We start from the raw sequence: 10,488 nt of genomic DNA on the forward strand, positions 1-10,488 counted from the left end.
CAACATCGAGGAGTTGAGAATTCATGGCCGATCTGATCGTCGTCTATTGGCGCGATATCCCTGCGCAGGTCATCGTCAAGAAAGGCCGGCAGAACGCCAAGCGCGAGCTGCCGCTGCGCTTCACCGAGGCGATCGACATGTGCGCCATGCGCACGGGCGCCGGCGGCACCGACGATTACCTCGCCGAATGGCGTAAGGCCGATCCGGTTCCGGTCGGCGACGACATCGAAGCCGAGGTCGAGAAGGCCTACCAGGAACTCGATACGAAATATGACCGCGAGCGGCTGGTCGCTCTGGTCAAGGCTGGCGGGAAAGAAAATGTCTGAGAAGCAGCCGGCGGTCACCCAGGCCACCCTGGTCAAGAAGGCGGCGCCGAAGTCCGACTACAAGCCTGCGGACGTGTCGCCGCAACGCCGCGTTCAGCGCACTTTTGCCGTGAGGTTGTGGTCCATCCGCCATTCGCGACTGCTCGAATGGTTTTATGGCAGGTTCGCCGATGTCTTCCTGCTCTTGCATCCTTTGTGGAAGGGCATCGGCTACGGCCGCGTCGAAGCGCCGGTGAAATTCGTCGAGAAACGCGTCAAGGGCTTCATGTTCGACTGCCGCATGTGCGGCCAGTGCGTGCTCTCCTCCACTGGCATGTCGTGCCCGATGAACTGCCCGAAGCAACTGCGCAACGGCCCGTGCGGCGGCGTGCGCGCCAACGGCAATTGCGAGGTCGAGCCGGACATGCCCTGCGTCTGGGTCAAGGCCTGGGAAGGCTCCCGCAACATGAAGCATGGCGACAAGATCCTCACCGTGCAGAAGCCGGTCGATCAGTCGCTGCGCGAAACCTCGGCCTGGCTCAGGGTGACCGCGCAGGCGGCCGCGGCGCGTGAAGCCGCCCAGAACCCGCAGAACCCCGGAGCTTCAGCATGAGCATCCGCCACCAGCGCGACGAGAACCCGGCCGGCGTTCACCTGCCGCTCGATCACCTGCCCGGCCATTCGTCGCGCGGTCGGTTGGAGCGCGTGCTGCGCCGCGGCGAGTTCGCGGTGACGACCGAGCTCAACCCGCCCGACAGCGCCGACCCGGAAGACGTCTACAACCGCGCCAAGATCTTCGACGGTTGGGTCGACGCCATCAACGCGGTCGACGCCTCCGGCGCCAACTGCCACATGTCTTCGGTCGGCATCTGCGCGCTTTTGACCCGCATGGGCTACGCCCCGATCATGCAGATCGCGTGCCGCGACAAGAACCGCATCGCCATTCAGGGCGACGTGCTGGGCGGGGCGGCAATGGGCGTCGCCAACATGCTCTGCCTCACCGGCGACGGCGTGCAGGCCGGCGATCAGCCGGGCGCCAAGCCGGTCTTCGACCTCGATTCCATGTCGCTGCTCGAAACCATCCGCATCATGCGCGACAACGGCAAGTTCCTGTCCGGCCGCAAGCTGACGACGCCGCCGCAGGTCTTCCTCGGTGCTGCCGTAAACCCCTTCGCGCCGCCTTACGATTTCCGTCCCATCCATCTCGGCAAGAAGATTGCCGCCGGCGCGCAATTCGTGCAGACGCAATATTGCTTCGATGTGCCGATGTTCCGAAACTTCATGCAAAAGGCGCGCGACCTCGGCCACACCGAAAAAGTCTTCATCCTGTGCGGCGTCGGGCCGCTCGCCTCTGCCAAGACCGCCAAATGGATCCGCTCCAACGTGCCGGGCATCCATATCCCCGATGCGGTGATCAAGCGGCTCGAAGGCGCGCAGGACCAGAAGAAGGAAGGCAAGCAGCTCTGCATCGACATCATCAACGAGGTGAAGGAAATTGCGGGCGTCGCCGGCGTCCATGTGATGGCCTACCGCCAGGAAGAGTATGTCGCCGAGATCGTCGATGAATCCGGCGTGCTGAAAGGCCGCCAGCCCTGGAAACGGGAGATCCGTCGCGACGACCAGATCGTCGCGGAGCGGCTCGACCACATACTGCACGACGAGATTACCGAAACCCAGGTCGACATGGTGAAGACCGCGCATTGATGTATGTCGCCCAAAAGTGAGAACCGGTTTGGGGCAACGACATACATGAACTTAAAGTCCAAGGCGCGGCCGGCACCCGTCCGCTTGAACAAGACCAGATAACGATATAAAGAACTCTTTATATCCCGACGGAGAGATTGCATGACCCGCACCATCGTCGCCTCGGCGACCCGAGAAATCGTCATCGGCTTCGATCAGCCCTTCTGCGTGATCGGCGAGCGCATCAACCCGACCGGCCGCAAGAAGCTGGCCGCCGAGATGGTGGCCGGCAACTTCGAGACCGTCATCAAGGATGCGCTGGAACAGGCCGCCTGCGGCGCCACCATGCTCGACGTCAATGCCGGCGTCACTGCCGTCGACCCCAATGCGACCGAGCCGGCGCTTTTGGTGCAGACGCTGGAGATCGTGCAGAACCTGGTCGATCTGCCGCTGTCGATCGACTCTTCGGTGACCGCCGCGATCGAGGCGGCGCTGAAGGTCGCCAAGGGGCGCCCGCTGGTCAACTCCGTCACCGGCGAGGAAGAGAAGCTTGAAGCCATCCTGCCGCTGGTCAAGAAATACAACGTTCCGGTCGTCGCCATCTCAAATGACGAGACCGGCATCTCGATGGATCCGGACGTCCGCTTCGCGGTCGCCAAGAAGATCGTCGAGCGCTGCGCCGATCACGGCATTCCCGCGCATGACGTCGTCGTCGATCCGCTGGTGATGCCGATCGGCGCGCTGGGCGATGCCGGCCGCCAGGTGTTCGCACTGCTGCGCCGTCTGCGCGAGGAACTCAAGGTCAACACCACTTGCGGCCTTTCCAACATCTCGTTCGGCCTGCCGCATCGCCACGGCATCAACGCCGCCTTCATCCCGATGGTGATCGGCGCCGGCATGACGAGCGCCATCATGAATCCGGTCCGCCCGCAGGAGATGGAGGCCGTGCGCGGCGCCAACGTGCTCAACGGCACCGACGAGAACTGCACCAACTGGATCCGCACCTACAAGGACTACAAGCCGGCCGAAGGCGGCCATGCGGTCGCGGCTCCGGTCGCGGTCACCGCCCCTGGCGATGGCGCCGCCGCTGCCGGCGGGCGTCGCCGCGGCGGTCGTGAAGCCCGCATGGCCAGGGGGTAAGCGCGCAATCGTGAGCCGCATTGCAAACAGCCCTGATCCGGTCGCATCGTCGATGCGGTCGGAGAAGTCTGCTTTGCGGTCAGGCGACGCCCAATATGGCGTCGAACAACGCCATTCCAGCCCAGGATCCGAAGATGCCTGTGCCGCCGCCGACGATGACATCATCGTCGTAGGCGGGCCAGAATGCGTGGAGCAGGAGCGCTCCGACGATCGCGCCGAGAATTCCGGAGGCCAGATATTGCGGATTGCGCAGCCATGGGCCTTTGAGCACGCGCACCATGGTGAAAGCGGTGAAGATGGCGGGCAGCAGAATATCCGACATGTTTGGCCCCTGGACCAACGTACACTCCACCCAACAGTAAAACGATCCGTTAAACGGTATCGGCAATTGCCATCGAGACGCGTGCCAGCATGAATCCCCCGCCCAACATCACCGATCCGCTTGTGCTGTTCATGCCGTCAGGCAAGCGCGGGCGGTTTCCCGTTGGCACGCCGGTGCTGGACGCCGCGCGCCAGCTCGGCGTCTATGTCGAGAGTGTGTGCGGCGGCCGCGCCACTTGCGGGCGCTGCCAGATCGAGGTGCAGGAAGGCAATTTCGCCAAGCACAAGATCGTCTCTGCCAACGACCACATCTCGCCCAAGGGCGCCAAGGAAGAGCGCTACGAGCGCGTGCGCGGCCTGCCCGAGCGCCGCCGCCTCTCCTGCTCGGCGCAGATTCTCGGCGACCTCGTCATTGACGTGCCGCAGGACACGGTCATCAACGCCCAGACCATCCGCAAGGCAGCCGACACCAGGGTTATCGCTCGCGATACGGCAATCCGCATGTGCTATGTCGAGATTGAAGAGCCCGACATGCACAAGCCGCTCGGCGACCTCGACCGACTCAAGATCGCCTTGATGAAGGACTGGGGTTTCAAGAACGTCGAGTTCGACTTCTATCTCATGCCGCAAGTGCAGGGCATTCTGCGCAAGGGCAATTGGACCGCCACCGCCGCCATCCACAAGGATGCGGACAGCGACATCGCGCGCGTCATCGCGCTGTGGCCGGGCCTGAAGAACGAGGCCTACGGGCTCGCCTGCGACATCGGCTCGACGACCATTGCCATGCATCTCGTGTCGCTGCTGTCGGGCCGCGTCGCCGCCTCTTCCGGCACCTCCAATCCGCAGATCCGCTTCGGCGAGGATCTGATGAGCCGCGTCTCCTACGTGATGATGAACCCGGACGGCCGCGAGGGCATGACGGTCGCCGTGCGCGAGGCCGTTTCCGGACTGGTCGACAAGGTCTGTGCGGAAGGCAATGTCCAGCGCAACGACATCCTCGACGCAGTGTTCGTCGGCAATCCGATCATGCATCATCTGTTTCTCGGCATCGATCCGACCGAGCTCGGCGGCGCGCCGTTCGCGCTCGCCATTTCCGGCGCCGTGCGCATCAAGGCCTCCGATCTCGGCTTGAAACTGAACCAGGGCGCGCGCCTTTATATGCTCCCTTGTATCGCCGGCCATGTCGGCGCCGACGCAGCCGCGGTCACGCTCTCCGAGGGTCCGCACCGCCAGGACGAGATGATGCTGATCGTCGACGTTGGCACCAATGCCGAGATCGTGCTCGGCAACAGCACGCGCGTCGTTGCGGCCTCCTCTCCCACCGGCCCGGCCTTCGAGGGCGCCGAGATTTCCGGCGGCCAGCGCGCGGCGCCCGGCGCCATCGAGCGCGTGCGCATCGATCCCGACACGCTTGAGCCGCGCTACCGCGTCATCGGTTCGGAACTCTGGTCGGATCAGCCGGGCTTTGCCGAAAGCGTGCAGGCGACCGGCGTCACTGGCATTTGCGGCTCCGGCATCATCGAAGTGGTGGCCGAGATGTATCTCGCCGGTATAATCTCCGAGGACGGCGTCGTCGACGGATCGCTTGGCGCGCGCTCGCCGCGCATCGTCGCCAACGGCCGCACCTTCTCCTATGTGCTGAAGGACGGCGAGCCGAAGATCACCATCACCCAGAACGACGTGCGCGCCATCCAGCTCGCCAAGGCGGCACTCTACGCCGGCACCAAGCTGCTGATGGAAAAGCAGCACACCGACCATGTCGACCGCATCCATTTCGCCGGTGCCTTCGGTTCTTTCATCGACCCGAAATACGCCATGGTGCTGGGGCTCATTCCCGATTGCGATCTCGACAAGGTCTCGGCCGTCGGCAACGCCGCCGGCGCCGGCGCGCGCATGGCGCTCCTCAATCGCGGCTACCGCCGTGAGATCGAGGAGACGGTGAGCAGGATCGAAAAGATCGAAACCGCGCTGGAACCAAAATTCCAGGAGCACTTCGTCTACGCCATGGCCCTGCCGAACAAGGTCGACCCTTTCCCGAAGCTCGCGGCCGCAGTGAAGCTGCCGCCGCGCAAGACGGTCGGCGAGGACGGCACCGCAGGCGACGCCACCCCGCGCCGGCGCTCGCGCGAGGAACGGGCGGCGCGGCGTGGGCGCGAATAGGGTCCCCTTCGCCCGACGCCTCTCTTTAGTTCGTATGCATGCAAATGTTTCCGGATCCATCGATCCGGAAACCGGAACGCTGTTTTCGTGAAATCCGCCGGAAACATGCCGGGCGCATTTAGCCCGCCACCGAAGGGCTGGCGCGAAATGTCTTCGAGCCGGCGCGACCTTCCGGAGGAACCCACTATGTCGATGTTCGATAACCTCGGCCGCTTCGGCGTGACCATCAGGCAGGCTCATGCCCGGAGCAAGGCGATCCGCGCGCTCAACGACCTGCCCGTGCATGTGCAGAAGGATATCGGCTGGCCGGCTTCGCCGCCGAGCGACCCGCAGGCAGCCCTGCACGCGCTGCTCCTGGGAACCGCCCGCTGATGACCTTCGCCGACAAATGTAAGCTGCTCGGCAAGCGCCGAGGCCGGCAAGCGGCCTCGGCGATCGGCGACAACAAGTTGCGCGCCGCGCTGCTGCCAGGGCGCCGTTGACGCGACCGCCGTCGCATCACGCCGATGTGCCCGCTGCGAACCTTGACATTTTCAACCTAACTACAATCTTCGCATAGCAGGGGGAATTTCTCTTAGTCGGCTCGACCGATCCGTGTTCCGTATGCCCAGTTTGAAAAGCCACGTCGTTTCGTTCATTCTCAGGCACAGCCGCAAGAAGGCCTTTTCCAGTCCCGAGAATCTGCAGCGCTGGATCGCCTACGCCCGCAAGACCGAAGACTATCATCCGCCGGCTCTTCTGAAGGCGCGGCTGGATATCGCCGAGACCAGCGTCGATGGTTTCCCCGTCTATGAGATCGCACCGAAATCGGGCGAGCGCCGGCGTATCCTCTATTTGCATGGCGGCGCCTTCGTCTTTCAGATCACGTCCTATCACTGGGTGCTGATTGCCGAGATGGCGGAGCGGCTGGGCTTCGGCATCACCGTGCCGATCTATCCGATCGCGCCGGAGTACAATTTCCATGACATGTTCGGCATGGTCGGCGGCGTATACCGGCGCATGCTGCAAGAGACCAATGCCGAGAACATCGTCTTCATGGGCGATTCCGCCGGCGGCAACATGGCAGTCGTGCTCACCATGATAGCCGCCGAGGAAGGCCTGCCCTCGCCGGCGCGCCACGTGCTGATCTCGCCCGGCCTCGATATGTCCTTGTCCAATCCGGAAGTGTTCGAAGCCGAACGCAACGACCCCTGGCTGGGCATCCCCGGCGGGCTCGAGGCGATCCGGCTCTACAGCGCCGGCATCGACCGCTCCGACTGGCACATCAGCCCGCTCTACGGCGATCTCTCGGTGCTGCCGAAGACGCTGCTGCTCACCGGCTCGCGCGACCTGCTCAGCCCGGACAATCTGATCTTCGCCGAACGGGCGCGCGCCGCAGGAATCGAGGTCGATGTCGTCTACGAGGAAGGCATGTTCCACGTCTGGCCGCTGATCGATATGCCGGAAGCGCGGCGCGCACGTGACAGCATTGTCGACTTCCTCACAGCCGAGACCGTACCGCAGCGAGCCCATGCATCGCGCCGAACCACTTATGCGGCGCGACCTGCGCCGGCGGCCGAATAGCTCAGAACTTGCCGGTTTCCCGGAACAGTTCGAAGGTCGCGCGGATGTGGTCGGCAACCGCCTTCACCGGCGCGCTGGCATCGGGTGCCACCACCATGGCGAGATTGTAGGTGCCGATATCGGGCATGCCGTCCTTGGCGCCCAGCGAAACCATCTCGTCGCCGAGGAAGGACTTCGGCAGCGGCGCGACGGCAAGGTCGGCCATGATGGCGGCGCGCTGGCCGGCGGTATGAGCGCTCATATAGGCGATGCGGTAGTTGCGGCCTTCCCGGCCGAGCGCTTCCAGGGCGCCGGCCCGCCAGGCGCAGCCTTCTTCCCAAAGCGAAACCGGCAGCGGTTCGCGCAGATGCGCGCAGCCGCCCTTGGCGCCGGCCCAGACGATCGGCTCGGTTAGCAGCACCTCGGCGCCGACCGCGCTGGTCTTGTAGGAATTGGTGAGCAGCGTAATGTCGAGCGCACGGTCGTCCATGCGGCGGCGCAGATTGACGCTCTGGTCGATGGTGACGTCGACGGCGATCGACGGATGCGATTGCGCGAAGCGCTTCAACACGTGAGGCAGCACGCGCTCGCCATAGTCGTCCGGGGAGCCAAGCCTGACCACACCGACAATGTCGGGAATGATGAACTTCGACACCACTTCGCGGTTGATCGACAAAAGCCGCCGGGCATAGCCGAGAAGCATCTCGCCGTCCGTGGTCAGCGTCACCGAGCGCGCGTCGCGCGCGAAGACGGAACGGCCGAGAATGTCTTCGAGCTTCTTGATCTGCATGGAGACGGCCGAGGGGGTGCGGAACACCGCATTGGCGGCGGTGGTGAAGCTGCCGGTCTCGGCGATCGCCACGAAGGTGCGCAGCACGTCGAGATCGAGCAGCGGCAAAGGATGGTTGAGTGGGGCGTTCATCAGGGCTTGCCTTCAATTTTTCTGATGCAAATGATCATTCCATTTCGTTTGATTGAACATCACTTCGAGCGCATAGTCAACTCGATCGATGCAGGATGCTGCCAAAAGCAGCCATCGAACGACCATGATACAGGCCTGCACTCGACATGAAATGAAGCTGAAACAGACCTGACGTAACCAATTGCCGGGCGCTGCCCGAATCGAGGAGAAAGAAAATGTCTATCCTGTCGTCTATCGGTCGGCTCGCGACCGAATTCAGTGCCGCCCGCGCTCGCTACCAGACCGAACGCGCAATCCATGCGCTGCCGATCGAACTGCAGAAGGATATCGGCTGGCCGGAAGCCGCCGATGCCAAGACTGGATTGCGCTACGGCGTGGGAACCTGGGCCGGAGCCAAGTAAATAAGTGTGCATCACGTGCTAAGGGCCTGCCGCGTGTCAGACCGGCAGGCCCTTTTGTTTGTACTCAAATAACTTTTCCAGCCATGCGGCCGTCGCATGACGCATATGAAGCACTCGCATAGCGACGTCCGTTTCGAATTAAAGCGCTGTAACTAATAGTAAATTTCGAGCGCAGAGCTCAAAAAAGTCGCATGGGATGTCGCTTTTCATAACAAGCGCTTCGTTTTTGCGATTTAGTTTTGGCTGGAGCAGGCCTATATCACCGCCAGCAAAAACGAGCTGCCCCACTCCATCAAGCGAAGGCGACCCGTCTGAGCAACCAAATGGAGATGATGATGAAGCTGTTTGCCCGCCTGTTCCCCCGTCGCGAAATGAACCTGACGACCGCTCTTGAGCGTCAGCGTCTTGCCAAGACCATGCCCGGCCAGACCGGCGCCATGGCTGCCGCTCGCCTCGGCTTCGTTGCCTGACACAGCAGTTTCGAACGGCACCTGGTTGCCGTCGCGCTGAATGAAATTCAACGTCGCCCGGCTCCGCCGTGGCGGCGTTTTTCTTCTGACGGCGCATTCGTTGGAACCTGAAGTAGCAACCTCCAGTCTCGCGCCATCGACGATTGCCCGTTTGCGACCCGTGTCGCAAATTTAATCGTCGCTTAGCCGTCTAGCCGATTGACAGGAATGATTTTTCCTGATGTCGCTATGCTATTAGCGACATTCTGTTCGCGTCATGGCCGCGTGAGGTTTCCCGTGAATGCCGTCAAGCACCCGATCAAGAGATCGTTTGTGTTCTTCCTCATCCCCGACTTCACCATGATCGCCTTCGCAACGGCGCTCGACCCGCTCCGCTCGGCCAACCGGATGCTCGGCTACGAGGCCTATAGCTGGCGCCTGGCCAGTATCGACGGCAAGCCCGTGCGCGCCTCGAACGGCGTCGAATGCGCCGTCAACACCTCGCTCGAGGAAGAGCGCAGGAAGATGGCCGGGCCGGACCGCCCGAACATGGCGATCGTTTGCAGCGGCATGAATGTCGAGCGCTATCATAACAAGTCGGCCTTCGCCTGGCTGCGCGAGGAATACAACCGCGGCGTCGCCGTGGGCGGCCTGTGCACCGGCGCGCACATCCTGGCGGCCGCGGGCCTGCTCTCCAACAAGCGCTGCGCCATCCATTGGGAAAACCTGCCGGGCTTCTCGGAGGCCTTTCCCAAGGCCAATGTCTTCGCCGACCTCTTCGAGATCGACCAGAATGTCTACACCTGCGCAGGCGGCACCGCGGCGCTCGACATGATGCTGAAGCTGATCGGCGACGACTTCGACGAAAGCCTCGTCAACCGCGTCTGCGAGCAGGTGCTGACCGACCGCGTGCGCAGCCCGACGGATCGCCAGCGCCTGCCGCTGCGCGCCCGTCTCGGTGTGCAGAATTCCAAGGTGCTGACCATCATTGAATTGATGGAGGCGAACCTCTCCGAGCCGCTGTCGCTGATCGAGATCGCCGACCATGTCGATCTGTCGCGCCGGCAGATCGAGCGCCTCTTCCGCACCGAGATGGGCCGCTCGCCTGCCCGCTACTATCTCGAGATCCGGCTCGACCGCGCCAGGCATTTGCTCATCCAGTCGTCGCTGCCCGTGGTGGAAGTGGCTGTCGCCTGCGGTTTCGTCTCGGCCTCGCACTTCTCCAAATGCTACCGCGAGCTCTATGCCCGCTCGCCGCAGCAGGAGCGCGTAGACCGCAAGCAGTTGCTGGCCGCCTAAGCGACAAGGCTACGAAAACCTACGGCGGCTGTGCGGTCCGTATCGCCTCAATGCGGATGTCTTCGGTCAACTGCGCCTTCAGCGCCGAGAATTCCGGGCTGGTTTTCAGCCTGGCGTTATGACCGCTCGCCGGTTTGACGACCTCAATATCGGTCGCAATAGCACTCCGCGGACGAGATGCGGTCGTTCCAGCCGGAACCTCCGAAATCGCGGACCCTGCGATTGAGCTTGATCGAGCGGCCGCGCCTTCCTGCATTCTCATAGGC

12 protein-coding genes are annotated in these 10,488 nt (G+C 63.1%); 9 read left to right on the forward strand and 3 right to left on the reverse strand.

Going from position 1 to position 10,488, the window contains the following annotated elements; all coding sequences use genetic code 11:
• Positions 1–23 precede the first annotated feature (23 nt).
• From EOA79_RS12190 to EOA79_RS12205, 4 genes are all read left to right on the forward strand, one after another.
• The gene (locus EOA79_RS12190; protein WP_066999671.1) at positions 24–326 is read left to right on the forward strand and encodes a virulence factor; all 303 of its coding nucleotides are present in this window, start codon (positions 24–26) and stop codon (positions 324–326) included.
• On the forward strand, positions 319–918 hold the full coding sequence (locus tag EOA79_RS12195; protein WP_066999668.1) for a methylenetetrahydrofolate reductase C-terminal domain-containing protein: 600 nt from the start codon (positions 319–321) through the stop codon (positions 916–918). Before EOA79_RS12190 ends, EOA79_RS12195 begins: the two co-directional genes overlap by 8 nt.
• Positions 915–2,009, forward strand: a complete 1,095-nt coding sequence (locus tag EOA79_RS12200; protein WP_095825680.1) for a methylenetetrahydrofolate reductase — start codon at positions 915–917, stop codon at positions 2,007–2,009. Before EOA79_RS12195 ends, EOA79_RS12200 begins: the two co-directional genes overlap by 4 nt.
• Positions 2,010–2,150: 141 nt before the next feature.
• Positions 2,151–3,128 carry a methyltetrahydrofolate cobalamin methyltransferase gene (locus EOA79_RS12205; protein ID WP_095778498.1) on the forward strand — a complete coding sequence of 326 codons (978 nt, stop codon included), beginning with the start codon at positions 2,151–2,153 and terminating at the stop codon, positions 3,126–3,128.
• Between the two features lie 79 nt (positions 3,129–3,207).
• On the opposite strand, the gene EOA79_RS12210 is transcribed toward EOA79_RS12205, so the two are convergent.
• Positions 3,208–3,450 carry a hypothetical protein gene (locus EOA79_RS12210; protein ID WP_245299687.1) on the reverse strand — a complete coding sequence of 81 codons (243 nt, stop codon included), beginning with the start codon at positions 3,448–3,450 and terminating at the stop codon, positions 3,208–3,210.
• 89 nt (positions 3,451–3,539) lie between these two features.
• Here EOA79_RS12210 and EOA79_RS12215 point away from each other — a divergent pair, with 89 nt between their 5' ends.
• The 3 genes from EOA79_RS12215 to EOA79_RS12225 all read left to right on the forward strand — a co-directional run bounded on the left by EOA79_RS12215 (position 3,540) and on the right by EOA79_RS12225 (position 7,172).
• The gene (locus tag EOA79_RS12215; RefSeq protein WP_095825681.1) at positions 3,540–5,609 is read left to right on the forward strand and encodes an ASKHA domain-containing protein; all 2,070 of its coding nucleotides are present in this window, start codon (positions 3,540–3,542) and stop codon (positions 5,607–5,609) included.
• A 186-nt stretch (positions 5,610–5,795) separates the two neighbouring features.
• Positions 5,796–5,981 carry a hypothetical protein gene (locus tag EOA79_RS12220; RefSeq protein ID WP_067329623.1) on the forward strand — a complete coding sequence of 62 codons (186 nt, stop codon included), beginning with the start codon at positions 5,796–5,798 and terminating at the stop codon, positions 5,979–5,981.
• A 231-nt stretch (positions 5,982–6,212) separates the two neighbouring features.
• Positions 6,213–7,172 carry an alpha/beta hydrolase gene (locus EOA79_RS12225; RefSeq protein ID WP_095825682.1) on the forward strand — a complete coding sequence of 320 codons (960 nt, stop codon included), beginning with the start codon at positions 6,213–6,215 and terminating at the stop codon, positions 7,170–7,172.
• A gap of 1 nt (position 7,173) precedes the next feature.
• Here EOA79_RS12225 and EOA79_RS12230 read toward each other — a convergent pair whose 3' ends face one another.
• A complete protein-coding gene (locus EOA79_RS12230) occupies positions 7,174–8,073 on the reverse strand; it encodes a LysR substrate-binding domain-containing protein (RefSeq protein WP_066999645.1) in 900 nt (299 codons plus the stop codon).
• Positions 8,074–8,288: 215 nt separating this feature from the next.
• Between EOA79_RS12230 and EOA79_RS12235 the strand changes: the two genes are divergently transcribed.
• On the forward strand, positions 8,289–8,474 hold the full coding sequence (locus EOA79_RS12235; RefSeq protein ID WP_066999640.1) for a hypothetical protein: 186 nt from the start codon (positions 8,289–8,291) through the stop codon (positions 8,472–8,474).
• 254 nt (positions 8,475–8,728) lie between these two features.
• Here the strand turns inward: EOA79_RS12235 and EOA79_RS32725 are convergent, their stop codons facing one another.
• The gene (locus EOA79_RS32725) at positions 8,729–8,995 is read right to left on the reverse strand and encodes a hypothetical protein (RefSeq protein ID WP_164748305.1); all 267 of its coding nucleotides are present in this window, start codon (positions 8,993–8,995) and stop codon (positions 8,729–8,731) included.
• Positions 8,996–9,283: 288 nt separating this feature from the next.
• On the opposite strand from EOA79_RS32725, the gene EOA79_RS12245 reads away from it, so the two are divergent.
• Complete coding sequence (locus EOA79_RS12245; RefSeq protein ID WP_348626470.1) at positions 9,284–10,222, forward strand: GlxA family transcriptional regulator; 939 nt, start codon at positions 9,284–9,286, stop codon at positions 10,220–10,222.
• Positions 10,223–10,488 lie beyond the last annotated feature (266 nt).

The organism is Mesorhizobium sp. M1A.F.Ca.IN.020.03.2.1 (assembly GCF_004023205.1).
Taxonomy (GTDB): domain Bacteria; phylum Pseudomonadota; class Alphaproteobacteria; order Rhizobiales; family Rhizobiaceae; genus Mesorhizobium.